This window comes from Acetobacter estunensis (assembly GCF_011516945.1).
Taxonomy (GTDB): Bacteria; Pseudomonadota; Alphaproteobacteria; order Acetobacterales; family Acetobacteraceae; genus Acetobacter; species Acetobacter estunensis.
In genome coordinates, this window is sequence record NZ_WOTH01000001.1 from 181,996 (window position 1) to 205,854 (window position 23,859).

Consider the following 23,859-nt stretch of genomic DNA (forward strand, 5'->3'; position numbering starts at 1 on the left):
CGCCAACGATCGCGTGATCGAGAGTCATAGATGAGGAGAGGCAGGCGTGGCACGAGCAGCGAGGGGCACGACATCGGCGGCACGGGGCGCTACGGGCCGCGGAAAAACGGCAGAACGGACAGCCACTCCTCGTGAAAAAGCCCGTTCCACACGAAAGAAACCGGCAGAAGTGATTGAGGAAATCGTGGAAGAGGTGGTGCCTGTGCGTGTGCCGCCCATACGCGACGCCCTTTATTTCGATGTGCAATGGTATCTCTCAGCCTATCCGGATGTGGCGGAAGCTGGCGTCGATGCCGCGACGCATTATCAGACTGTCGGTTTTCGTGAGGGACGTCAGCCCAACAAGCTCTTCGACAGTAAGGCTTATCTCGCCGTCAATCCGGATCTGGAGGGTTATGACGGCGATCTGTTCCTTCATTACGTGTTTTTCGGTGCTGCCGAAGGGCGTGCCCTGACGTCGTGATTGTCACGGTTGAGCGGCAGTTCCTTAGGGAATTGCCGTTTTTGCGAAGAGTAAATCTTTGCTGATGGTGCCCTGTACCGTTTCATGCGTCTGATGGCCGAGATCGTTGGATGGCTGGAAGAGCGCCTTCTCTCTGAACGGCACCGGTTGCCGGTCTGGTTGCCGGTGTGCGTGGCCTTCGGTGTGCTGCTTTATTTTCAGCCACGTCATGAGCCGGTGTTCTGGCCCGCGCTGCTGAGCGCGGGTTTTTCCATTTTTATTCTCATATACGGCTGGTATCGGATCGGTGCCCGTGTGGTGGGATCTGTGGTGTTGTGTCTGTCGCTCGGTTTTCTGGCGGCATGGACGGAGTGTCACCGCCTGCCGCCAATGCCGGAACTGCCACGGCGCGCCGTCATGCTGAGCGGACACGTTCGGGCGGTTGACCAGCTTGCCCCACGTGAAGGCGCGGAAAGCGGTGGGCGACGGGTGACGCTTGCGAATGTGCGCTTCGAGACATGGGTGGATGACGGCATGGCGCCGTTGGCCCGCACGCTGCGCATCCGTCTGCGCAACGACGACCCGCTGGTGCTGGCGGCGGGTGACGAACTGCGGGTGCGGGCTTTGCTGACGGCGCCGCCTTTTCCGGTAATACCCGGTGCCCGCGACCTGCAACGGGAGGCTTGGTTCAAGGGGGAGGCCGGAACCGGACGTGCTCTCAATGCCGCGACCGTGGTGACGGGCGATACGGGTGTGGGAAAACGCGCGTCTTCCCTGTGGGAGCGGCTGCGCGAAGGGATCGGAGCGCGCATTCATTCCGTGCTGCCGGGCACCAACGGCGCCATCGCCGCGACGTTGCTTGTTGGTCTTTCCAGCGCCATTCCTCAGATGGATCGGGAGGCGTTCGCCGCATCCGGCCTTGCGCATCTTCTGGCCGTGGCCGGGCTGCATCTGGGTATCGTGATGGGACTTGTGGTGACGGTGGCGCGCTACGATTTGGCCGCCATCGAGTGGGTGGCGTTGCGGTGGCCCTGCAAGGAAATCGCGGCTCTCTGCGGGCTGGCGGGCGGTGTGCTGTATGTGGCGATGACGGGGCTGCATCTTCCTGCTCTGCGCAGTCTGGTGATGGCGTGTCTGGTGGTTCTGGCCCTGCTGACCGGACGAAATGCCGCGTCGATGCGTGGGCTGGCGGTGGCGGCGCTGGTTCTGCTGCTGACGGGACCGTCCGTTTTGCTGGATGTGCCGTTTCAGATGTCGTTTGCCGCTGTCATGGCGTTGATCGCGGGCTACGAGGTGTTACGCCAGCCATTACGCCGCCTGCATGGCGAGGGTGGGGTGAGTCGCCGCTTCGGGGTGCATGTCACGACGCTCGCGCTGACCAGCCTGCTGGCGGGCGGGGCGACTCTGCCTGTTTCCATGGCGCATTTTGGAGAAATCCAGCCCTTTTTCGTGGTGGCGAACCTTGTGGCAGTGCCGATGACGGCGCTGTGGGTGATGCCGGCGGGGCTGATAGCGTTACTGCTGATGCCGCTGCATCTGGAAACGCTGGCGCTTGTGCCGATGGGCTGGGGGATCGACGGCATCATCTGGCTGGCGCGCACCGTGGCCGGTTGGCCCGCAGCCCGTCTGGCTGTTCCAATGACGCCGGGTTGGGGGCTGACGCTGTTCCTGCTGGGGTTGTGCTGGTTGTGTCTGTGGACGCGACGCTGGCGGTTACTGGGACTGCTGCCCATGCTGGTCGGTTTTCTTTCGCCCTTCTATCACACATTGCCAGATGTGGTGGTGGCGCCCGATGGAGGCGTCGTAGCGGTGCGGGACGGCGGGAAGCTTCTGGTGGCTGGCCGGTCGCGGGATGCATGGTTCGAGCGGCGGGAGTTGGGGCAGGCTTTCGGACGACCTGTGACGGAGATGTCGCTGCCCACGAGTGAAAGCGCCAATGGCGATCTGGTCTGTGGAGAGGACGGCGCGCCCGGTCTGTGTGTGCTGACCCGGCATGGCCAGTCCCTTCTCCTGCGTCTGATGGACGATTCGGATGGAATGCACATCGTGCCGCCCGGCTTGTGCGATGGCATGGATCTGTTCGTGAGTGTCTCGCCTGCGCGGACGTCGTGTCGCGCTATTCCGCGGATTGACCGGTTCACGGTCTGGCGTGAGGGCGCGGAAGCGATCTGGCTTGAAGCGGGGAAGATCAAGATCGTGTCGGATCGGGCGTGGACGGGTGCGCGTCCGTGGGTAATGCGGCCGGGACGTCATGGCGTCCCGAACCTTCCATTGGCGCAGGCGGAATGAGGGGCTGCTCTCTTCACGAAAACAGTTGAGATCGTGATCGGATGAGAGTGATTTTTAATTGCAAATGAGAATGGTTTGCAATTAAGGTGAGGCATCACGAGGAGGGACGGGCCATCAGGTCCGATGGATGTCATGATCGCGACTTCCGATATTCTGCACGAACTTTCTGCCGATGAGCGCGTGGCGGTCTGGATGCTGCGCTATCTGGTCGGGCCCGGACGGCCTTTCTGCCGGATGGGATTCGGCTCTCTGGGGGGTATGTTCTTCCGCGAGGATCTCGACGCGCTGGGAACGGCTTTCCGCCATGCGCTGGATCGCTGCTCCGGCGCCGGGGTGATGCCGCCCGATGTCAGGATGAGAGGTTGTGGGGCTGTCAGTTCCACGGAAATGGCGCTGCTGGACGCGACGGCGCTTGCTCAGAAGGGCGACGAGAAAGGGGTGCGGGCCACCTTGCGGCGCCTGTTTCCCCAGCGGCATGTGATCGCATCCTTTGCCGAAGCGATGACGCAACTTGGTGCCTGTCTGGCTTCGGCGGGCTATTGGCTGCTGAGCCGGGCCTGCACGAGAACGGATAGTCTGAGTGAAACGCAGGCAATCCCTGAACGATCTGTGGCCATCACCCGAAGGCAGCGTGATATGGTGCTGGAAAGTGACACGCCTGTAGCAGCGGCTTCGCTGGCCACGCTGTCGCGCTGGCGCTCTCAGGACATGAGGCTGGCTCAGGTTCTCTGGCCCCATGGGGCGACACAGATCTGTGCCGTTGGATGAGGGCTCTAAACGATAAAACGCCAGCTTCCTCCGCCATGACAGGCGGTGGAAACCGGTGTTTTGCGGGCGTCTCAGACCAGACTTGCTGGCCTGGACGGCTTATTCCTCGTTGGCGGGCGCGGAATTGAGCTGAATGTAGCGCTCGATGCCGATCTGCTTGATGAGGTCGAACTGACGGTCGAGGTAGTCCTCATGCTCTTCCTCGTTGTCGAGGATCTTGATCAACAGGTCACGTGAGACGTAGTCGCGCACGCTCTCGCAGTAGGCGATACCTTCACGAAGATCGGCCAGCGCCTTTTCTTCGAGCTTGAGGTCGCATTCAAGGATTTCCTTGACGTTCTGACCGATCAGGACGGTGTTGTAGCGCTGCACGTTCGGCAGACCGCCGAGATAGAGAATGCGCTCGATTAGCCAGTCGGCGTGACGCATCTCTTCGATGGATTCCTCATATTCCTTTTTGCCCAGCAGGGTCACGCCCCAGTGGTTCAGCGTGCGCGCATGCAGGAAATACTGGTTGATTGCTGTCAGCTCATTGGTGAGCTGGATGTTCAGGTGCTCGATCACCTTGGGATCTTTGACGGCCATGACGGCATTTTCCTTCGTGTGGGGAATGTTTCCTGTCCTGTCTCTACGTCAGATTCTGTGACGCATGCAAGAAGAAAATCCTTTATTTCTCAATGTAATAGCAGAAATGACTTGCATTCTCAAGTCGCAGTAAATCTTTGGTGAGACTGTGGTGGGACATGTTCAAGGCAATATTTGGGAATGCTGATATTGCAGGAGGTTTTATCGAAAAAAGTAGGGTAGGTCGGCTGTAGAGAGGAAATTAATCTTTTGCTGATGAAAGAGAAAATTCCACTACCGGCTGATCGCGTTGCCACTGTGAAGGGGCGGATGTGCCGGAAAACACTTCTTTTTTATAGACTTTCCAAGAGAGGTGCGTTTGCGCCCCCCTGACTTTTCTTCTCTGTATCTCTCCCGTTTTCTTGTTCCCGCCCTGACGAAATGGTGGATGTGCCGTCGTGGGAGCGTGATGGTGGTCGCCGCACTGTCTGCGCTTCCCGTAATGCTCGGGGTCGCGGCGGCGGTGGATCTGCGCACGGTGGTCAATACCCGCAGCAAATTGCAATCGCTGGCAGATGCCGCCTCTTTGCAGGCGGCGAAGCAGGCCAACAACAGTCTGGCATCAGGCAGCAGCACGACCACAGACGCCGCGTTGGCCGTCGCCCGTACGACGGCTCAGTCAATGGTTACGGCCAATGCACAGATCAGTGGCCTTTCTTCCGTTCCATCGGTGACTGTCAGCTACACGCCCCAGACAAGTTATTCGGGCAGCGTCACCGTCGCTCTGAGCCAGACGCCACAGTTGTTCTTTTCTGGACTGTTGCCTGCAGGCAATAAGACCGTCTCCGTTCAGTCAACGGCCACCATGGCGCAGGGCAATTCCTATATTCAGGTGTTGTTTCTTGTGGATATTTCCAATTCGATGGGAATTGGCGGCACACCTTCGGACATCCAGCAATTGGAGAACGGTCCGGGTCAATGCGCCTTTGCCTGTCACGATCCACATGGATACGACGCCATCAGTAATAACTGCGTTCTATCGAGTTCTGGCCAGTGGCAGGGATCGGGCTGGTATAGTGTCTGGCGTCCTCCCTGCGACATGCGGACCGTGGCAAAGGCATCGGGGATCAGCCTGAAAATCGATTATGTCAGTCAGTCCTTGCAGGCGTTCGTTTCTCAGCTTGTCCAATATGCTCAGGATGACCGTAATCACATTACGGTTGGGATCGATACGTTTGGCACTGTATTCTCCCGTGTGGTGCTCCCGACCACGGACCTTTCCCAGGCCACGAGCGCTGCAGCCAATGTGGATATCGAAGACGCCACGCCTTTTGCCAATCAGTATAACAATCCCAACCGGTCTCCCTCGGATTGGGCGGATTACAATGGCGGTTACACGAAAACACAGGCGGCTCTGCAACAGGTAGCCACCGATCTTCAGAATGTTGGGGATGGATCCTCATCCTCCAGCATGAAAACCTATATCATCTTCATTTCGGACGGGGCCGAGGAACTCTATTCGGCCAGTGGTAAATGGCATACGGCTGTGGACGTGAATTACGGCGCAGCCTGCACAGCACTGAAGAACAAAGGCGTGCGCCTCTTTTCTGTTCTGGTTCCCTATTATCCCATTCCCGGTAACACGCTTTATGACGCGCTGGTGGCACCGTTCGATGGAACGGGCGAAGGCAGCATGCAGTACACCATGCAGACCTGTGCTTCTGCCAGCACCGATTTCATTCAGGCCGATGACGGCCCCGCCATCAAGCAGGCCCTCTCGTCCGTGTTCGACACGATCATTGCGGACAGCGCCCTTCACCTGACGCACTGAGGGCACAGACGGGTCAGGTGAAGAAGCGCGAACACTCCGTGGACTGGGGCCTGTCTCGCTAAAGCGGCAGCGTTTCCAGACGCTCAAGGGCTGAGGCGGTTCCCAACGCAGCCGCTTTTTCCTTGGGCGTCAGTTTGCGTTCCGCCTCGGTGAGCGAGCGCGCTTCGTCCACTTTCAGGACGCCGACAAGCTGGTCCGGGTCAATCGGGTCCCCCGGTTTGCGAGGCGGTGGCAGCATGGCGCGGTGGGCGGCCAGCAACGTGGGATCGGAGCGCAGCGCTGCCATGGCTTCTTCCGGCAGATCCGACCCGGGTGCGGCGATAGCCTGAGCCGCTTCCACCAGAACTTCGGGAGGATGCGTTTCTTCGGGGACCAGCAGCAGTCCTGCGCGACGGAAAGCCTGTCCCACGTCGCGACTTCCGGTAATGGCCGCCAGTGGAATGGCCAGCACCAACCCGATCAGCACTGGCGTCATCCACAGAAACAGCGAGAACGACACGGCCCATGCACAGGCGCCGAGGATTACCCCGAAGAGGGTGTAGCGCCAGTATCCGCGCACGATGGTGCTCAGCGGGATGCCGCCGTCATCGCGTCGCTGGGCATTCCAGCCCGAATCCTGTCCGCTGAGGATCGAGATGACGCCGCTTGTCTGGATCAACATCGCAATCGGCGCGATCAGACCGCCGATGAGGGTTTCCACCAGCACGGAGGCCGCAGTGCGGATCATGCCGCCGCAGCCCTTGAGGGAGGCGCGATCGAACAGCAGGGCGATATAGGCGAACAGTTTGGGGGCAAGCAGGATCGCCATCGTGGCGATGAACACGAATTTCGCGCGCACGGGATCGACCTGCGGCCAGTGCGGATAAAGCGTCTTGGTGTCCCCGAAATATTCCGGCCGCACGAAGTGCGCCTGGAGCGAGATCAGGATGCCCACCAGCAGAAAGATCAGCCACAGGGGCGATGTGAGATAGGCCGAGATGCCCACGATCATGTGCATCCGACTGACCCAGCTCAGCCCTTTGGTGGGCAGCACCTTGTAGTGCTGGAGATTGCCCTGACACCAGCGGCGGTCACGGATCGCCACATCGGTGAGGGAGGGGGGGCTTTCCTCGTATGAACCCGACAGGGCAGGAACCATGTGAATGGCCCAGCCGCCGCGTCGCATCAGCGCGGCCTCCACAAAGTCGTGGCTGAGGATATGGCCGCCGAAAGGCTTGCGGCCCGGAAGCGCCGGAAGCCCCGCCTGTTCGGCGAAGGCGGCGGTACGGATGACGGCGTTGTGGCCCCAGTAATTGCTGCTGGCCCCATGCCACCATGCAATACCATGGGCGATCAGCGGCCCATACACACGTCCTGCGAACTGCTGCATACGGGCAAACAGCGTCGTGCCGCCCGTGATGACCGGCAATGTCTGGATCAGCCCCACGCCGGGATTGCGTTCCATGGCAGCAGTAATGCGCACCAGCGTGCGGCCATCCATCACGGAGTCCGCGTCCAGCGTGACCATCAGCGGATAGGTCGCGCCGAAGCGACGGACCCATTCGCCGATGTTGCCGGCCTTGCGTTCCGTGTTCTTGGGGCGGCGACGATAGAAGATGTGCGCCGCATCGTTCGTGTCGTGGCGCAGTTTGAGGAACGCGGCTTCTTCCGCCACCCAGACATCGGGGTTGGTGGTGTCGGAAAGAATGAAGATATCGAACCGATCCGCCTGTCCCGTCTCACGCAGGCTGTCGTGGATCGCGCGCAATCCCGCCATAACCCGGTGCGGGTCTTCGTTGTAGGTGGGCATCAGAAGGGCGGTGCGGGTGTTCAGGGACGGCAGGGGGCCATCCTTTGTGATGCCAAGGCCGAGGCCGCCCCCGGTGAGAAGCGACCAGAATCCGCCCAGCGCGGAGGTGAAAGACAGCGCGATCCAGAAGAAGAGCAGGACGAACAGCACTTCCATGATGACGCCCAGCACGGATGCGCCGTTGGCGTCGAGCACGAGATGCGTCTGCCACGCGCCATAGGCCGTGAGCGCCAGCGCTGGGCCGATGACGGCAAAGCGGCGGAGCGCGATCAGCTTCGGCTCGGTGGATGGCGTGGCGTCACGTCCATGCCGATCGGGTGCCGCGTGCAGATCCTGCACGTCCATGCGCAGGGGGGCATCGGGCGGCAGGGCGCGGAAAACGCCAGTCGCCGCCTGCGGAGGAACGGAGGTCACGGTGTCCAACGATACATCCATTGTTCCGAAACGGGTCCCTGTTCATCGGCAAGCACGACGCTCATTTCGGCCAACTTGGCGTCACCGGGATAGAACTCGAACGTCGTGCGCCAGCCGTTGATGTTGGGATTGGGTTCCACCACCACATTTCGGATGGTTCCTGCGGACGTATTGGGAATGAGGTGGAACTTCGCGTCCTGTCCCTTGTCGGCCACCGGGCCGCCGGTGAAGTCGATGGCAAAGAACCGGCCGTCCTTGTGGTCCGTCACGGCGCCCTCACGGGTTGCGCCGATACGGGCGAGATCGGTCGGGAACGGCACGTCCCAGCCCCAATACATGCGGTAGGTGTAGGTGTATTCGTGCCCGGCCTGCAGTGGTTCCTTGGGCCGCCAGAACGAGACGATATTGTCGTTCACCTCGTTGGGGGTGGGGATTTCCACGAGATCGACCGCGCCCGCGCCCCAGTCCCCGATCGGTTCGATCCACAGGGAGGGGCGCTTTTCGTAGTCGAGAGCCAGATCTTCGAAATCGTGGAAGGACCGACGACGCTGCATCAGGCCGAAACCGCGTGGGGAGATGTCGGTGAAGGCTGAGAACTGAAGATCCAGCGGATTGCGCAGCGGGCGGTAAAGCTGGAGGTCCGAGCCGGTCCAGATCTGGAGCGCCTCGCTGTCATGGGCCGCCGGTCGCCAGTCGTCGATGTGGTTGCGGTCGTTGGCATCGAAATAGAACATGCCCGTCAGGGGGGCGATGCCGGACTGCTCGATTTTCACGCGCGGAAAGAGGGCTGACTGCACATCGAAGATGGTGGTGTCGCCCGGACGGATGGTGAAGCGGAACGCACCCGCAAGGGAGGGACTGTCGAGCAGCGCATGAATGACGATCGAGTCCACGCCCGGCTGCGGTTTTTCCAGCCAGAAGGCGCGGAACAGCGCAAACTCCTCGCCCTTCGGATCGCCCGTGCCATCGGCGAAGCCGCGCGCGGACAGGCCGTAATTCTGCCCCTTGGCGACGGCGCGGAAATAGGAGGCGCCGAGAAAGACCGCGCACTCCTCCATCACGCCCGGCGTGTTGATGGCGTAGCGTAGCCGCAGGCCGGCGAAACCGAGATCATCGGTTACGCGGAGCATCGGATCGCCGAAATTGAAGAGATCGGGAGTGTAGGGCACGGCGGTCGATTTGCCGTCCACGACTTCATGAATCGCTATGCGTGGGCGGTAGAGGAAGCCGCGATGGAAGAACTCCACGTCAAAGGCGAGATTCTGTCCGTGCCACAGGGCCTGATCCGGACGGTATTCGATGGAGCGGAACTGATCGAAATTCAGATTGTCGAGCGCCTTGGGCAGCGACTGCTCGGGCGCGCTGTAAGGCTTTGCAGCCAGTTCGCGCGCCATGCGGGTAACGGTTTCGTGATCGAACGGCACGGAGGCGGGTACTATGGGAGCGCTCTCGGCGGCACGAGCGGAGGAAGCAAGGAAGTCCGTTGCAAGAGCGGCAAAGGCGGCGCCACTGCCCGCACGCAGGAGGTCGCGGCGGAAGACTGGGGGTGTCACGCTTCGTGTTCTCCCGACTCTGTTCTTGGAAAAAGGGTCATGCGGCATCGTGGTCAGGATGCTGCGTCATTTTCAGGGCGGAGCAGGCTCGCCAGTTCGTCCAGTGGCGCGCGGGCGCCTGCGCGGGCGTCATGCTCCGCCTGTCGGTAACAGCGGATCACGGTCTTGCCCGTTTCGGTCAGACGCGCGCCGCCGCCGCCGCCGGGCCGGGTTTCCACCACTGGTGTGTGGAACTGGCTGTTCAGCGCATCAATCAGCAGCCACGCCCGACGATAGGACATGCCCATGGCACGCCCGGCGGCGGAAATGGAGCCGCTTTCCGCCAACTGTTCGAGCAGGCGAATCTTGCCATGTCCCAATGCCGGATGGCCGTCCACATCCATACGCAGGGTGAGACGTATCTCAGCCGACATCACGATCCCCCATTGTTTTGCTGCCCCGTCCATCTGCGCATAACATCGTGAGGTGGGAGGTCAATGGTCGCCATCCAGCGGGAAGGGAACCCAGCGAAGACCGTCCATGTCGTGGACCAGAAGCAGCACGGAGTGGCGTTTGTCTTTGCGCGCCGCCTCGATACCCTGCCGCAATTGAGCGGGCGTGCTCACGGGTGTCTGCTGTACTTCGGTGATGACATCGCCGGGCTTGAGGCCACGATCCATGGCGGGACCGCCTTCGGCCACGTCCGTGATGACCACGCCTTTCTGATCTTCCGACAGGCGGAACTTGCGGCGTGTTGCGTCCGTGATGGAACTGGCGCGGAATCCGAACGGCCCGAGATCGACGGATTTTTCAGCAGGACCGGCATCCGGGTGCGCGGGTTTGCTTGTCTGTGCCTCATCCTTGGGCTCGGGGAGCGCGCCGATGGTAATGGGCACATCAATGGTCTTGCCCTTGCGCCAGACACTCAGATGCGCCTGCGCTCCCACCGGGAGATCCGCGATCAGGCGGGGCAGTGCGCGGCCTTCGATCGGCTTGCCGTCGAGTTGCTGGATGACGTCACCCGTTGCGAGTTGAGCCTGCGCTGCCGGGCCCTTGGGCTCCACGCCCGCGACCAGAGCGCCCTTGGCGGGTTTCAGCCCTAGCCCATCGGCGATTTCCGCCGTGACAGCCTGAATTCGCACGCCGATCCATCCGCGTGAGACGTGGCCGGTCTTGCGAAGCTGCTCAAGAACACGCCGGGCCTCATTGGAGGGGATGGCGAAGCCGATGCCGACCGAGCCGCCCGAGGGCGAGTAAATGGCAGTGTTCACGCCAATGACCGCGCCGTGCATGTCGAACAGCGGGCCGCCGGAGTTGCCCTTGTTGATGGGGGCGTCCGTCTGGATGAAATCGTCATACGGTCCTTGGTCGATATTGCGCCCGCGCGAGGACACGATGCCCGCCGTGACGGTGCCGGAAAGACCGAACGGGTTGCCGATGGCCAGCACCCAGTTGCCCACACGGGCCGTGTCGCTGTCACCGAATGCAACGAAGGGAAGCGGCTTGGGCGCGCTGACCTTGAGCAGGGCGAGATCGGTGCGGTCATCGTGACCGATGACCTTGGCCGGCAGGGTGGTGTTGTCCTGCAGGGTGACGGTGACGCGGTCGGCATGGCGGATGACGTGGTTATTGGTCACCACGTAGCCCTCGGGGTCGATGATGAAGCCCGAACCCAGCGCCTGCATCCGGCGGGGCGGCGCGTTGGGGGCAGTTTTGCGGTTCATGAAGTCGTGGAAGAACTTCTCGAACGGAGAACCGGGTGGGAACTGCGGTACCTGCGGGGTCTGTCCGCCTTCGTCCTCATCCTCGTCTTCATCGGAGTCGCCCTTGAGCGTCTGCTGGGTGGAGACGTTGACAACGGCGGGCAGAAGCCGGTCCGCAAGGTCGGCAAAGCTGTCGGGCACCCCCTGCGCGTTGGTGGAGATCGATGGCATGGGAGCCGTCGCGGGCGGTGCCTGTGGCTCGGCGCATGCTGGCGAGAGCATGGTGCCGACACATAATGCGCAGGCAAGGCCGAGGGAGAGAAAGAGCGGACGGGAAGGGCCGGAAACGCGCATGAACAATGGGGCTTTTCAGTCTGGAGCGGCGAGTCGTTCTCTCACCCATAGCTCACCCGTTCGTGCCGTTACAGTCCGGCGGTGTATGTAACAGCGCGTGATTTGCATTGACCGGACGCGCGCGTCTTCCTAGCTTCCGCCACCATGTCCGAGAACAGTGCCAATTCCGCAGTCCGTTCCCTCCTTCCGGCCGGTAGTGCGCCCAAGGCGTGGCCGTTCGAGGAAGCCCGAAAACTTGCCGAGCATGTGGCGAAAAAGGGCGACGAGCGCCCGGCGCTGCTGGAGACGGGATATGGCCCCTCCGGCCTGCCGCATATCGGCACCTTCGGAGAAGTGGCGCGCACGAGCTGGGTGCGTCAGGCTTACACCGCGCTGACGGGACGTCCCTCGCGCCTGCTGGCCTTCTCGGATGATATGGACGCGCTGCGCAAGGTGCCGGACAACGTGCCGAACCGCGAGATGCTGGAGCAGTTCATCGGCAAGCCCTTGACGCGCGTGCCCGATCCGTTCGGCAAGTATGACTCCTTTGCCGCCCACAACAACGCGCGCCTGCGTTCTTTCCTCGATGGCTTCGGCTTCGAGTACGAGTTTGCGTCTTCCACCGAATATTACACGTCGGGTCGCTTCGACGCGGCGCTCAAGCGCGTGTTGGAGGTGCATGACGAGATCGTGGCCGTGATCCTGCCCACGCTCGGCGCGGAGCGGCGTGAGACCTACTCCCCGGTGCTGCCCATTCACCCCGAGACCGGCAATGTCATGCAGGTGCGCATGGACAAGGTGGACCCGGTGGCGGGCACGGTGTCGTGGACCGATGAAAACGGCAAACGCTTCGAGACGCCGGTGACGGGCGGCGCTGCCAAGATGCAGTGGAAGGCCGATTGGGCCATGCGTTGGTACGCGCTGGGCGTGGATTATGAAATGTCGGGCAAGGATCTGATCGACAGCGTGCGTCTGTCGGGCAAGATCTGCCGCATTCTCGGCTCCGCTCCCCCGGCAGGCCTGACCTACGAGCTGTTCCTCGATGAGCACGGACAGAAGATTTCCAAGTCCAAAGGTAACGGTCTGTCCGTTGAGGAGTGGCTGCGTTACGCCCCACCCGAGAGCCTTGGGCAGTTCATGTTCAATCAGCCGCAGCGGGCCAAGCGCCTGTTCTTTGACGTGATTCCGAAAGCGGCGGACGAATATCTCGCACATGCGGACAAGGCGGCAGCCCTTCAGGCGCGCGTGTCCACGGGCGCGGAAGACGCGACGCTGGATGCGGATCGTCTTGCTCTGTGCGCCAATCCGGCGTGGTTCATCCATGGTGGCCACATTCCCGATCATGCGGGCAGTCCGCTGTCGTTCGCCATGCTGCTCAACCTCGCCAGCGTGGCGAATGCCGAGACGCCGGACGTGTTGTGGGGCTTCATCCATCGCTACGATGCGAATGTCTCGCCCGAGACGCATCCGATGCTCGCCACGTTGGTGGAACGCGCCATCACCTTCTATGCGGATTTCGTGCGCCCGGCGAAAAGCTATCGTCTGCCGGACGAGAAGGAACATGCGGCCCTCGTCGATCTGGCCAACTCGCTGCGGATGTATGAGGACGAGGCTCCGGACGCGGAGACACTTCAGAATCTTGTCTTCGAGATTGGCAAACGTCACCAGTTCGAGCCGCTGCGGAGTTGGTTCACCTGTCTGTACGAAGTGCTTCTGGGGCAAAGCGAAGGGCCGCGTTTCGGTGGGTTCATCGCGCTTTATGGCGTGCGCGGCACCATTGCGCTGATCGAGGCCGCGCTGGTGCGGAGCGCCGAGGCCTGAGCGTCGGTGCGGAGACGGTCCGATGACACGCCTGCCTGAGGACGAGCGCCTCGCACTGCCGCCCGATGACACGGAACTGACCGCACGGGCAGATGAGTCGGGCGATCCGGTTCTCAAGGAGCGCCCCAGAGGATGGAAGCGCTGGCTCCGGCACGCGCCGCATCTCCTTGGCCTGCTGCTGATGATCGCCGCCATCGTGGTGGTGCGGCGCGAACTGCACTCGCTCAGCATGGCGGACATCCGTGCTGCTCTCGCCAGTATTCCCGACACGGCGTTGCTGGCGGGCGTGGGCTGCACGTTCCTGTCTTACTTCATCCTGTCCTTCTATGACCGGCTTGCGGTCATTCAGGTGGGACATCCACAGATTTCGTGGCTGCGCACGGCGTTCGCCGCCTTCTGCTCCTATGTGCTCTCGCACAATCTCGGCTTTTCCGCCGTCTCCGGCGCGGCGGTGCGGTTTCGGCTCTATCGCAACTGGGGCCTGCCGCCGTTCGCCATCGCGCATATCATCGCGTTCTGTTCCGTCACCTATCTTTTGGGCGCTGCGGTTCTGATCGGCAGTGTGCTGCTGATCGAGCCGGGCGCCGTGCCGGGGCCGGGCGGTCATGTGCCCACGCCGGTCGTGGCGGGCGTGGGAATCGCGCTCTGGCTGGGTGTGCTGGCCTATATTCTGGCGGGCCTGAAATGGCGGGAGTTCACCTTCCGCGGCAAGACGGTGGAATTGCCTTCCGCACCCATGGCCATCGCGCAGACCGTGGTGTCGGCGGCCGATATGGCAGCGACGGCCGCCATCGCGTGGGTGCTGCTGCCGCCCGATACGGTGGATTATCCGTCGTTCCTTGCCATCTACATCGCGTCCTACACGGCGGGATTGGTGGCGAGTGTGCCGGGCGGCCTTGGGGTGTTCGACAGCGCCATGCTGCTGGCCCTCGGGCCGTATATGCCAAAAGCGCAGATCATTGGCGTGATCCTTGTTTTCCGTCTGTTTTACTACATCGTTCCGCTTTTCCTCGCGGGCGGCATGTTCGCGGCGCACGAGTTGTTTCTGCGCGGAGACGCGGTGCTGGCGCGTAAAAAGGGCAAGTCGTGCGAAAGCGATGAAGTGCGTGAGCGACGCCCAAGTCTGGCGGTGCGCGAGAGCGAGGCGGATTTCTCCGTGGGTGTGTCCACCGGTACGGTGTCCATGTGCGGCGTGCTGCTGATGATCCTGCCGCTCATCAATCCGATCGTAGTGCCGGACGGCGCGTCTCGCGTGACGGTTCTGGCCGCGCATTATGTGGGTGATTATGTGCTGACGCTGGTGGGTGCGGTGCTGATTGCATTGGCCGTGGGGCTGTCGCAGCGCGTGACGTTGGCGTGGGGGGCGACGCTGTCACTTCTGGTGGCGTCTGCCGCACTGACCTTCCTGCGTGGCAATGCGTTGCCGGTGCCGGCGGTGCTGGCCTTCTCGGCCTTTCTGATCGCGCCATTCCGTCGTTGTTATTACCGTCACGCGCGTTTGCTGAGCGAGCCGCTGTCTTTCTCCACGCTGCTCTCGTTGCTGCTGTTGATCGGTTGCGCTGTGGTGATCGCCACGCACCGCGAAGGCGCGGACGGATGGTGGGATTTGCTGGTGCCCGAGGGCAGTCACGCGCGCTGGGTCATGTTGTTGGCGGTATTGTTGTCCGTGGTGGTGATCGCCCGTCTGGCGCGGCCCGGTCGTGTGGTGGTGCGGTCTTGGAATGACAAGACGGCGAACTGGTATCACGCGCACGATCACGCATTGCCGCGCCTGCCGGGCACAGTTGTGGATGGCGTGGTGGCGGGGGAAGCCGGGACGGCGGTGCTTCCGTTCCGTCGCCGGGGCATGTTGCTGGTCGGGCTGGGTGATCCCGCCGGGGACGATGTGGATTGCGCTTCGGCCATCTGGCGCTTGCGCGATCTGGCGATGCAGGAAGGATTGCAACCCGTGTTCTGGCGCACGGGGGCGACGTTCCTGCCGATTTATGCCGATATCGGGCTGGTGGCGTGGCCGCTGGCGGACGGGCCGGGGAGTTATGTGTGCTGCCCGTCGGAGCAGATCGGACTGGTGCGGGCGGTGTTGGTGGGGCGGAAGTAGGGCCGGTTTCGCCTCCATGTCAGAAATCAATGCTTGCGAATGTTGGGTATCTCAAAAACAGGCACTACTCCCGTATTGAAGCCCGTGATGCGGCAATGAAAGCAGCCATTGCCGAGGAGTGTTGTCGTCGGTTGGGGTAGTAAAAGGTGATAGGGTTCGAAGACCTTTCGCCGTTCGGAGAGTAGGCCGATCAGTTCCGAAAAGCGGGCGTCGTACGGTGGCCCAATCAATCGGTGCAGCACATGCCATCCAGTAATACATCCAGCGCGGCAGGGACTGGCGCTGGCCCGACCTTCTCATCAAGAAGTTGGCCATTGATGGCCAACATGGCCAGGCCGTGCACCTGCGCCCAGCTTGCCGCCGCCATGGCGCTGACGGCAACCGGCCGGAAGCTTCCGTCGCGTTGTCCTCGTTCCAGAAGATCCAGAAGAATCCCGAAAGTGCTCTTGGCCGCGTCATGCAACTGCGGATCTATCGTTTTGTCGGCATCGGAACTGAACATCAGACGATAAAGGCCGGGATTTTGACACGCAAACTCGATACAGGCCTGCGCCGCCGCCATGAAGTGCGCGCGTGTGGAAGGAAGATCCGGGCACATGGCCTCGGTCATGGCTTTCCCAAGCCTGACGAAACCGATCCTGGCCAGTTCTCGAAGCAGTTCTTCCCTGTCGCGAAAATGCTTGTAAGGCGCTGCGTGACTGACTCCCGTGCGCCGCGCCACTTCCCGTAGGGTGAAGGTCCAGTTCTGATCTGCGGCGAGCATGGCAAGCGCCGTGTCGATCAGTGTGCGACGTAGATCGCCATGATGATAGGGATGGTCTTTCGTTTCACTCATTCGTGAGACCATGTTTACACAAGAAACTTTCATTGACGCCAGATCGTCATACTCCATATCCTGCCCACATAAGTTTCTCCTGTAAACATGGAGGGTGCAATGTCCGATGCTGCTCCCGCTGACCTGCTCCGTATTCTCGACCGCCAGCGTGCCGCATGCCTGCGTGCCGGACCACCCGATCTGAAACAGCGTCGGACTGATCTGCGTCGTCTGAAAGCTGAAATCCTGAAGCGACGTATCGAGATCGTGCGCGCCCTGAAAACCGATTTTGGCCAGCGGTCGGAGCGGGAAAGCGCCATTGTGGAACTGATCCCGCTGGTGCAGTCGATCAATTACATGATCCGGCATGTGGGACAGTGGATGAAGCCGGAACGTCGGCATGTTTCCACATATTTTCAGTTTGGTCGTGCGTGGGTGGTTCGTCAGCCGGTTGGGGTCGTGGGCATTATCGCTCCGTGGAATTATCCGGTCTCCCTCGCCCTTGTGCCGCTGGCGACAGCGATTGCCGCCGGCAACCGGGCCATGCTCAAACCCTCTGAATTCACACCGGCCACATCGGCTGTGATTGGAGAGATTGTTCAGGCCGTCTTTCCGCCGGAGCAGATTTCTGTCGTCACGGGAAATGGCGAAATGGGCGCGGCATTCTCAGCTCTGCCCTTCGATCATATCCTGTTCACCGGCAGTACGGCGGTCGGAAAGAAGGTCGCAGAGGCAGCGGCAAGTAACCTGACCCCGGTTACGCTCGAACTCGGCGGCAAGTCTCCCGTGGTGATCGAGCCCGGCTTTTCCATGCAATGGGTGGCAGACCGTGTGGCATTCGGCAAGCTGATCAATGCCGGACAGACCTGTGTCGCGCCGGATTACGTGTTGATTCATGAAGGCGACAAGGACGTTTTTGCCACGGCCTATCAGGACGCTGTGAAAAAACTGCATCCGGGCGGTTACGCCGGGTCACCCGATTATACGGCCATCCTCAACCAGCATCATTACGAGCGGTTGAGCGGTCTGATCGACAATGCCGAAACACAGGGCGCCCGGGTGATCCGGTTGGGGAACGACTCAACTGCGGATCATGTTCTGGCGCCGGTGCTGCTGCTGGATGTGACACCGCAGATGGCGGTGATGGAGGAGGAAATTTTCGGACCTGTTTTGCCCGTACTGACGTACCGCACACTGGATGAGGCGATTGCCTTTATTAACGCGCGTCCCCGGCCTCTGGCCCTGTATTATTTTGGCGACAACCGCATTGAACGCGACAGGCTTCTCAAGCGCACGGTTTCAGGAAACGTGACGATCAACGGCACATTGATGCATTATGTGCAGGACGATCTGCCGTTTGGCGGCGTGGGGGAAAGTGGCATCGGAGCGTATCATGGAAAGGAAGGCTTCATGGCGCTTACGCATCCTCGCGGCATTTATAAGCAAGGCCGGTTCAACGTGGCAACGATGCTTCAACCGCCATTCGGCAAGCTCACCGATGTCATCACAAATTTTATTCTGCGATGACAACGCGCTCTGCTTATCGGGGGGCGGCCTTGCCGGGCATCGTGTTGATGCGGAGCTTGCCACACGGCCCGCTACCCACGTCACCAGCATTACCGTCACTGATTATCTTACCCCGCGTTACTTTGGTAAGTTCTCAGCCATTTTCAGATGTTCCTCAAGAGTAGGTATGGTGTCGCCAGCCCACTTCTTCAGCGCTTCATTTTCACCGCTCTTCGCATAACGCCGGAAGAGTGACAGAGCATCTTTGTGAGCGGAAATCTGATCCTTTCGATATTGGCTGACGAAGCTGTCACCATGCAGACCCTGCAGTGTGTCCAGTTTCTTTTGATGTGTATCGTCAACAGAAGATGGAGGCGTAGTTGCTATATTGCTCGTGCTGAGAATCTGTTTCAGTTCTGATGAAGTTTTCTGGTGGTCCGCGATCATCTTGGAAGCAAATGTGTTAAGTGAGGGATCTGGCAGGGCTATCTGGCTGGACTGAATCTCAAACAGATCGCTCCAGGCAACGCTCCGGATGAAATCATCCGTTTTTGGTGCAATTCCCATCATGGAATTGACTCCTGTTTTTTCCGGGAGAGATTGAGCAAGAGCAGGTATTGAGAAACACAATCCTGCGACAAGAAGATAAGATTTTTTCATCTTCGCTTTCCTTATGCGACGGAAAAGGGATGGTCTTGGGAAGGCATCAGGACAGATATTGGCGATAGAAAGCCAATATGTGCCGATATTTTCTAAAGTTTAGCATAGATGTCGATTGCTGAGGATAACTCTGTAAAGAGCATAAATTCCGAACGACACGTTCAGAGGAAAGTTGCACGGTTTTTATTGCTTTTGAATATTTTTCTACTTGGTAGGAACTTTTATAAAATGCAGCCTTTTTCGAGGAACTAAAGAAGTTATGTCCAATCAGAGTTATGGTTTTCGTAACGCGCTTTCTCAACAGTGAAGGCGTCCTTCCCTATCTTGGATATTGGAGTGGCGTTCACACTGGTACGCATGTTGGACGCTCTGCATCTGTCGTTTTCATTCCCCAGCGTGCTGCCCACCTTTCCCGGAAAAAGGAAGAAAATATCACAGATCGAACGGATATAAGCGTCATTGGACCGTGTGCTAACGGACGACAAACCCCACAATCCGGACAAAACTGATCGCAATGAGGCCAAGCTCCTCACAGCTATTGCGGCAGGTGCCCATAGATCGGCGCATCTCTGTTCACGCCACTGGCTCAAGCGTGTCCTGAGCAGCCTGCCGCATGAGCGGCGGTGCCTGCCAGCGCCCCTGATCCACATTCTCGATTTCCCGATCGATCTCAGAGATGACCTGTCGCGAAAACGGTCCAAGATGCAGATAAAGCGCGCTGGTCATAACCACATAAGGCAGCGCCTTCGGGTTGTGCAGGGCGCAATCCAGCAGCATACGCCAGAATTGCTTGCTCGTTCCGGGTCCGGCGCGATGTATCCGAAAGAGAAGACGCAGGAAACTGCGGAGATCGCCCCGGATCATCCGGTGGGTGCGCTCGCGCTTGAGCATCCGCCCCAAGCGGCGCACGCGACCGAAATACGCCATCGGATCATAGATCGCGGCCAGAACGGTCCGGTAATCGTTCAGCACGTCGCGACGCGGTCGCTTCGTCTCGAAGTTCAGCCCGGCGGTGCATTGATCTCCTGATTGTGTTTGGTCATCACTGGAGAAAAGACGTCCCTCGGCCAGCAGGCGGCGCGTGAGTTGTGTGGTGGGCAGGGCGTAGAGCAGACCCACCATGCAGACCGGGATCGACGTATCCTCGATACATTCGATCATGCCTGCGGCGACACTGCCTTTTTCGCTATCGAACCCGACGATGAACCCGGCATTCACGAAAATCCCGGCTTCATGGATTGTGGTGATGCTCTGTTGCAGGCTGCGGCGGGTGTTCTGCTTTTTCTGCGTCATGACCAGAGTGTCCGTATCCGGACTCTCGATGCCTACGAACACTGCGAAGAAATTCGTCTCCGACAGACTGCGGAGCAGATCGGCATCGTCGGCGAGGTTGATCGAGGCTTCGGTTGAAAATTCGAAGGGAAAATTCTTTTCATTTTGCCAGAGTTTCAGATCCGGCAGGAATTTCTTGAGCGCTTTTTTGTTTCCGATCAGATTGTCATCGACAAAATCGACATGCCCGCGATAGCCCAGAGCATACAGGGCATCGAGTTCCGCCATGACCTGTGCATTGGTCTTGGTGCGTGGCACCCGGCCATACAGTTCGATGATGTCGCAAAACTCGCAACTGAATGGGCAACCGCGCGAGAACTGAACCCCGACATGCAGATACTGGTCCAGCTTGAGCAGATCGAAGCGGGGAAGCGGGCTTTTGGTGACGTCGGTCTTTCCCATCGGTGCTTCGAAGACGCCCTGTCTGTCACCCCTGCGCCATGCCGCGATGAAATCGCCCATAATTTCTTCGGCTTCTCCGAGAACCTGAAAATTGGCGGCGCTGTAGAGAGAGGGGCTCGACGTGACATCGGGGCCGCCAACTACCACCGGCTTGCCGTCGGCGCGACATCTCTCGATGATATGCAGCGCGTCGTTTCGCTGGGGAAGCATCCCGCCGGTCATCACCATGTCGGCCCACGCGAAATCCGCATCTGTCAGAATCTCGGTGTTACGATTGACCAGCCTGATCTCCCAGTTCTTGGGGAGTAGGGCGGCAACGGTAATCAGACCGAGCGGGGCCGCTGGGTAGCGGGCTCCCGCCAGATCGCAGGCTTCTTTGTAGTTCCAGAAGGAATGTGCGTTGAAAAGCGGAAAGATCATCAAGACCTTGCAGCTGTCGGTCATCGCGGAGAGGTCCTTTGATTTAACAGCTGATCACGATCTAAGCGGACGATCTCTCGTGCTCTTCGACAGCGCGCCGGGTTTTGGAAAGTCGGGTTCAATGGGGAAACAGTAGAAGGGCGACACCATTCAGGGCGGTGTCGGCAGGGAGACTTGGGACGGCGCAAGTCTCCTTTACGGTCGTCCTCGCTGACGGGCGGGGCATGCGGATGGGCTGTTCCATGTCTTGTGGAACAGCGAGGTTTCAGCGAACGACCGTCGTAGGGACGCTCCATCCGGATCGGTAAGGGTTTATACACCCAACATCCCATGATGGCGACAGGCCAACTTTCAGGACGTAAGACACTGATAATAGTAACGGCATATGGGATCTCTGCATGTAACGAAGAGAAGCGAAGCTGCGCGTCCCGTTACCTGCCTCAGAGAAAGGAGGCGTTCAGCCGTTGGCCTTCGATAGTCAGGCCATAGGGCGGAACATCACCGCCCATACTCCTCATGAATCGTATCCAGATCCGCAAACCGCGTGTATTCGCCCTCGAAGTACAGCGGTACCATTCCGGTCGGGCCATGTCGCTGTTTCTCAAGAATCAGTTCGGCCTTGTTGTGGACCAACTCCATCTTGCGCCGCCAGTCTTCCAGCGCGGCCTGATACTTCTCCGAAGACTCGAAGCTCGCTTCTTTCGGTTCGCGTTGCTGGAGGTAATATTCGTCGCGATAGACAAACATCACGGCGTCCGCGTCCTGCTCAATCGAGCCGGATTCACGCAAATCCGAGAGCATCGGGCGCTTGTCCTCGCGGCTTTCCACCTGACGGGAGAGCTGCGACAGCGCCATGACGGGCACTTCCAGTTCCTTGGCGATGGCCTTCAGGCCCTGCGTGATCATCGAGATTTCCAGCACGCGGCTATCGGGACGGGTGCCCACGGCGGGCCGCATGAGCTGGAGATAATCCACGACCACAAGGCTCAGCCCTTTGGTGCGCTTGAGGCGGCGGCAGCGTGTCCGCATGGCGGACAGCGAGATGGCGGGCGTGTCGTCGATCACCAGCGGCAACTGGGTCAATTCGCGGCTGACGCGCACGAAACGGTCGAACTCTTTCTGCCCGATGTCACCGCGCCGGATGCGCTCGCCCGAAACTTCGGCCTGTTCGGAGAGGATACGTGTGGCCAACTGCTCGGCGGACATTTCCAACGAGAAGATCGCGACAGTGCCTTCGGGCTGCACACCCTCGCCCTTTTCGCGTGCGGCGTTGAGCAGCGCGCGGGCGGCGGAAAAGGCAATCTTGGTGGCAAGTGCCGTCTTGCCCATGGCCGGACGCCCGGCGAGGATCAGCAGATCGGAGGGATGCAGGCCGCCGGTCTTGCGATCGAAATCGCGCAGGCCGGAGGTCAGGCCGGAGACATCGCCTTCATTGCGGAACGCCTTCTCGGCGGTTTCGATGGCCGAGGTGAGCGCGCGATCGAAACCGGTGAAGCCGCCGTCCTGCCCCTTGTCGGTGGCGAGCTTGAACAACTGCTCCTCGCCTGAGGCGATCTGGTCCTGCCCGTCGAGGTCCGTGGCGCCGAAGGCGTTGTTGACGAGGTTTTCGCCGATGTCGATCAACTGGCGACGAATCCAGGCGTCATGGATGGCGCGGCCATAGTCGCCCGCGTTGATGATGCCCACGGTGGAGGTCAGCAGCCGCGCCAGATAGGCCATGCCGCCGACTTCATCGAGGAGGCCGGAGTTTTCCAGCGTGCCGCGCAGCGTCACCGGGTCGGCGAGCATACCCGCTTCGATGCGCTTGCCGATGGCGTCGAAGATCGCCCCGTTGACCCGGTTGGCGAAATGCGCGCCGGTCAGGAAGTCCGAGACGCGGTCATAGGCGCGGTTATTGGTCAGCAGCGCGCCGAGCAGCGCCTGTTCGGCGTCCACATTGGCAGGTGGCTGACGCAATGAGACGCCGACGAGACCGTCCTTGCCAGAGTCCGGGGTGGGTGCGGGGGAGGAGTCCATCATGTTCACGGGAGCCTGTGTATCACCGAGGCGGGGGCGCGGGACAGTGCTGATGCATCCGTGAACCTTTGTCGCATCGTTCTCGCTTTCCTTGTCGCCCCCCTGCGCTTGCCTGTAAGGCAGGACACATGATTATCGTCACCGGCGGGGCCGGATTCATTGGGTCGTGTCTCGTCGCGGCCCTTCATGCGCGGGGCCATGAGGTGATCGTGGTCGATCGTCTGCGCGATGGAGGTAAATGGCGCAACCTGCGCCGTCATGCGCCCGCGCGGCTGGTGGCGCCGGAGGATCTTGACGCTCTGCTCGACAGCGATATCGCGGTCGAGGCAGTCTTTCATCTTGGCGCGATCAGCGCCACCACGGCGCGCGATGGGGATCTGGTGTGGAACACCAACGTGGCCCTCTCGGAAAAGCTGTGGGTGTGGTGCACAGAACGGCAGGTCCGTTTCCTCTATGCGTCGTCCGCCGCGACTTATGGAGCCGCCGACCGACCCGAACTGTTCTCTGACGATCCGGCGCGGCTGGAAACGCTTGAGCCACTCAATCTTTACGGTTGGTCCAAGCAGGTGTTCGACCTGCATGTGAAGGCCAGGCTGGTCCGGGGTGAAGACCGTCCGCCGCAATGGGGGGGGCTGAAGTTTTTCAACGTCTATGGCCCGAACGAATACCACAAGGGCGGCATGATCTCCGTCGTGAAGGTGAAATACGACGAGGTGAGCGCAGGCCGCCCCGCACGTCTGTTCCGCTCCGACTGCCCTGCGATTGCGGACGGTCAGCAGAAGCGGGACTTCATCTGGGTGGGAGATGTGGTGGATGTCATGCTCTGGTTGTTCGATCATCCGCATGTGAGCGGATTGTTCAACTGCGGCACGGGAGTGGCGCGGAGCTATCTCGACCTTGCCCATGCGGTGTGCGACGCGGTGGGTGTGGCCCGTGTGGTGGAGTTCATCGACATGCCCGAGAGTCTGCGGGGGCAGTATCAGTCCTTCACGCAGGCCGACATGACGCGGTTGCGGGCCGTGGGGTATGACGCGCCGTTCACGTCTTTGGAGGAGGGCGTCACGCGATATGTGCGTGACCATCTCTCCAAGGCCGATCCCTACATCTGACGGCCGGTTCCGTTTC

The 23,859-nt window shown here is 60.6% G+C and carries 17 protein-coding genes; 8 read left to right on the forward strand and 9 right to left on the reverse strand.

Going from position 1 to position 23,859, the window contains the following annotated elements:
* Positions 1-46: 46 nt before the first annotated feature.
* From GOB87_RS00780 to GOB87_RS00790, 3 genes are all read left to right on the forward strand, one after another.
* Positions 47-463, forward strand: coding sequence for a hypothetical protein (locus GOB87_RS00780; RefSeq protein ID WP_166312630.1), 417 nt, complete (start codon positions 47-49; stop codon positions 461-463).
* Between the two features lie 93 nt (positions 464-556).
* Positions 557-2,731 carry a ComEC/Rec2 family competence protein gene (locus GOB87_RS00785; RefSeq protein WP_166312713.1) on the forward strand — a complete coding sequence of 725 codons (2,175 nt, stop codon included), beginning with the start codon at positions 557-559 and terminating at the stop codon, positions 2,729-2,731.
* 132 nt (positions 2,732-2,863) lie between these two features.
* On the forward strand, positions 2,864-3,499 hold the full coding sequence (locus tag GOB87_RS00790; protein WP_166312631.1) for a hypothetical protein: 636 nt from the start codon (positions 2,864-2,866) through the stop codon (positions 3,497-3,499).
* 99 nt (positions 3,500-3,598) lie between these two features.
* On the opposite strand, the gene bfr is transcribed toward GOB87_RS00790, so the two are convergent.
* Positions 3,599-4,084 carry a bacterioferritin gene (gene bfr / locus GOB87_RS00795; RefSeq protein WP_166312632.1) on the reverse strand — a complete coding sequence of 162 codons (486 nt, stop codon included), beginning with the start codon at positions 4,082-4,084 and terminating at the stop codon, positions 3,599-3,601.
* A 358-nt stretch (positions 4,085-4,442) separates the two neighbouring features.
* Here bfr and GOB87_RS00800 point away from each other — a divergent pair, with 358 nt between their 5' ends.
* Entirely contained in the window at positions 4,443-5,894 is a 1,452-nt protein-coding gene (locus GOB87_RS00800; protein WP_166312633.1) for a pilus assembly protein, read from the forward strand.
* A 58-nt stretch (positions 5,895-5,952) separates the two neighbouring features.
* Here GOB87_RS00800 and mdoH read toward each other — a convergent pair whose 3' ends face one another.
* Genes mdoH through GOB87_RS00820 form a run of 4 tightly spaced genes read right to left on the reverse strand, consistent with a single transcriptional unit; the run spans position 5,953 to position 11,614 of the window.
* Complete coding sequence (mdoH, locus tag GOB87_RS00805) at positions 5,953-8,118, reverse strand: glucans biosynthesis glucosyltransferase MdoH (protein ID WP_166312634.1); 2,166 nt, start codon at positions 8,116-8,118, stop codon at positions 5,953-5,955.
* Positions 8,094-9,698 carry a glucan biosynthesis protein gene (locus GOB87_RS00810; RefSeq protein ID WP_166312635.1) on the reverse strand — a complete coding sequence of 535 codons (1,605 nt, stop codon included), beginning with the start codon at positions 9,696-9,698 and terminating at the stop codon, positions 8,094-8,096. The genes mdoH and GOB87_RS00810 overlap by 25 nt, the downstream gene beginning before the upstream one ends.
* 5 nt (positions 9,699-9,703) lie before the next feature.
* Positions 9,704-10,063, reverse strand: coding sequence for a winged helix-turn-helix domain-containing protein (locus GOB87_RS00815; RefSeq protein WP_166312636.1), 360 nt, complete (start codon positions 10,061-10,063; stop codon positions 9,704-9,706).
* A gap of 60 nt (positions 10,064-10,123) precedes the next feature.
* Entirely contained in the window at positions 10,124-11,614 is a 1,491-nt protein-coding gene (locus GOB87_RS00820; RefSeq protein WP_373320729.1) for a DegQ family serine endoprotease, read from the reverse strand.
* Positions 11,615-11,830: 216 nt separating this feature from the next.
* Here GOB87_RS00820 and GOB87_RS00825 point away from each other — a divergent pair, with 216 nt between their 5' ends.
* Together GOB87_RS00825 and GOB87_RS00830 are read left to right on the forward strand one after the other, a co-directional pair.
* Positions 11,831-13,486: a lysine--tRNA ligase gene (locus GOB87_RS00825; RefSeq protein WP_166312638.1), complete on the forward strand. Its 1,656-nt coding sequence runs from the start codon at positions 11,831-11,833 to the stop codon at positions 13,484-13,486.
* A gap of 181 nt (positions 13,487-13,667) precedes the next feature.
* Positions 13,668-15,584 (forward strand): lysylphosphatidylglycerol synthase domain-containing protein, encoded by a 1,917-nt coding sequence (locus GOB87_RS00830; RefSeq protein WP_373320730.1) that lies wholly within the window; start codon positions 13,668-13,670, stop codon positions 15,582-15,584.
* A 226-nt stretch (positions 15,585-15,810) separates the two neighbouring features.
* Here the strand turns inward: GOB87_RS00830 and GOB87_RS00835 are convergent, their stop codons facing one another.
* Positions 15,811-16,419, reverse strand: coding sequence for a TetR/AcrR family transcriptional regulator (locus GOB87_RS00835; protein ID WP_166312640.1), 609 nt, complete (start codon positions 16,417-16,419; stop codon positions 15,811-15,813).
* 99 nt (positions 16,420-16,518) lie between these two features.
* Between GOB87_RS00835 and GOB87_RS00840 the strand changes: the two genes are divergently transcribed.
* Positions 16,519-17,925: a coniferyl aldehyde dehydrogenase gene (locus GOB87_RS00840; protein ID WP_166312641.1), complete on the forward strand. Its 1,407-nt coding sequence runs from the start codon at positions 16,519-16,521 to the stop codon at positions 17,923-17,925.
* 117 nt (positions 17,926-18,042) lie between these two features.
* Here the strand turns inward: GOB87_RS00840 and GOB87_RS00845 are convergent, their stop codons facing one another.
* From GOB87_RS00845 to GOB87_RS00855, 3 genes are all read right to left on the reverse strand, one after another.
* Positions 18,043-18,564, reverse strand: coding sequence for a DUF4142 domain-containing protein (locus GOB87_RS00845; protein WP_166312642.1), 522 nt, complete (start codon positions 18,562-18,564; stop codon positions 18,043-18,045).
* Between the two features lie 573 nt (positions 18,565-19,137).
* Complete coding sequence (locus tag GOB87_RS00850; protein ID WP_166312643.1) at positions 19,138-20,742, reverse strand: B12-binding domain-containing radical SAM protein; 1,605 nt, start codon at positions 20,740-20,742, stop codon at positions 19,138-19,140.
* 474 nt (positions 20,743-21,216) lie between these two features.
* Positions 21,217-22,737 (reverse strand): replicative DNA helicase, encoded by a 1,521-nt coding sequence (locus GOB87_RS00855; RefSeq protein ID WP_166312644.1) that lies wholly within the window; start codon positions 22,735-22,737, stop codon positions 21,217-21,219.
* Positions 22,738-22,862: 125 nt separating this feature from the next.
* On the opposite strand from GOB87_RS00855, the gene rfaD reads away from it, so the two are divergent.
* On the forward strand, positions 22,863-23,843 hold the full coding sequence (rfaD, locus tag GOB87_RS00860; RefSeq protein ID WP_166312645.1) for an ADP-glyceromanno-heptose 6-epimerase: 981 nt from the start codon (positions 22,863-22,865) through the stop codon (positions 23,841-23,843).
* The last annotated feature ends 16 nt before the right edge of the window (positions 23,844-23,859 follow it).

What these genes read in the sequence shown, in the direction of transcription:
- GOB87_RS00785 (WP_166312713.1), top strand. Translation starts at nt 557, where the DNA reads ATGGCCGAGATCGTTGGATGGCTGGAAGAGCGCCTTCTCTCTGAACGG.
- GOB87_RS00790 (WP_166312631.1), top strand. Translation starts at nt 2,864, where the DNA reads ATGATCGCGACTTCCGATATTCTGCACGAACTTTCTGCCGATGAGCGC.
- bfr (WP_166312632.1), bottom strand. Translation starts at nt 4,084, where the DNA reads ATGGCCGTCAAAGATCCCAAGGTGATCGAGCACCTGAACATCCAGCTC.
- mdoH (WP_166312634.1), bottom strand. Translation starts at nt 8,118, where the DNA reads ATGGATGTATCGTTGGACACCGTGACCTCCGTTCCTCCGCAGGCGGCG.
- GOB87_RS00810 (WP_166312635.1), bottom strand. Translation starts at nt 9,698, where the DNA reads ATGCCGCATGACCCTTTTTCCAAGAACAGAGTCGGGAGAACACGAAGC.
- GOB87_RS00815 (WP_166312636.1), bottom strand. Translation starts at nt 10,063, where the DNA reads ATGTCGGCTGAGATACGTCTCACCCTGCGTATGGATGTGGACGGCCAT.
- GOB87_RS00820 (WP_373320729.1), bottom strand. Translation starts at nt 11,614, where the DNA reads ATGCTCTCGCCAGCATGCGCCGAGCCACAGGCACCGCCCGCGACGGCT.
- GOB87_RS00825 (WP_166312638.1), top strand. Translation starts at nt 11,831, where the DNA reads ATGTCCGAGAACAGTGCCAATTCCGCAGTCCGTTCCCTCCTTCCGGCC.
- GOB87_RS00830 (WP_373320730.1), top strand. Translation starts at nt 13,668, where the DNA reads ATGATCGCCGCCATCGTGGTGGTGCGGCGCGAACTGCACTCGCTCAGC.
- GOB87_RS00835 (WP_166312640.1), bottom strand. Translation starts at nt 16,419, where the DNA reads ATGAGTGAAACGAAAGACCATCCCTATCATCATGGCGATCTACGTCGC.
- GOB87_RS00840 (WP_166312641.1), top strand. Translation starts at nt 16,519, where the DNA reads ATGTCCGATGCTGCTCCCGCTGACCTGCTCCGTATTCTCGACCGCCAG.
- GOB87_RS00845 (WP_166312642.1), bottom strand. Translation starts at nt 18,564, where the DNA reads ATGAAAAAATCTTATCTTCTTGTCGCAGGATTGTGTTTCTCAATACCT.
- GOB87_RS00850 (WP_166312643.1), bottom strand. Translation starts at nt 20,742, where the DNA reads ATGACCGACAGCTGCAAGGTCTTGATGATCTTTCCGCTTTTCAACGCA.
- GOB87_RS00855 (WP_166312644.1), bottom strand. Translation starts at nt 22,737, where the DNA reads ATGATGGACTCCTCCCCCGCACCCACCCCGGACTCTGGCAAGGACGGT.
- rfaD (WP_166312645.1), top strand. Translation starts at nt 22,863, where the DNA reads ATGATTATCGTCACCGGCGGGGCCGGATTCATTGGGTCGTGTCTCGTC.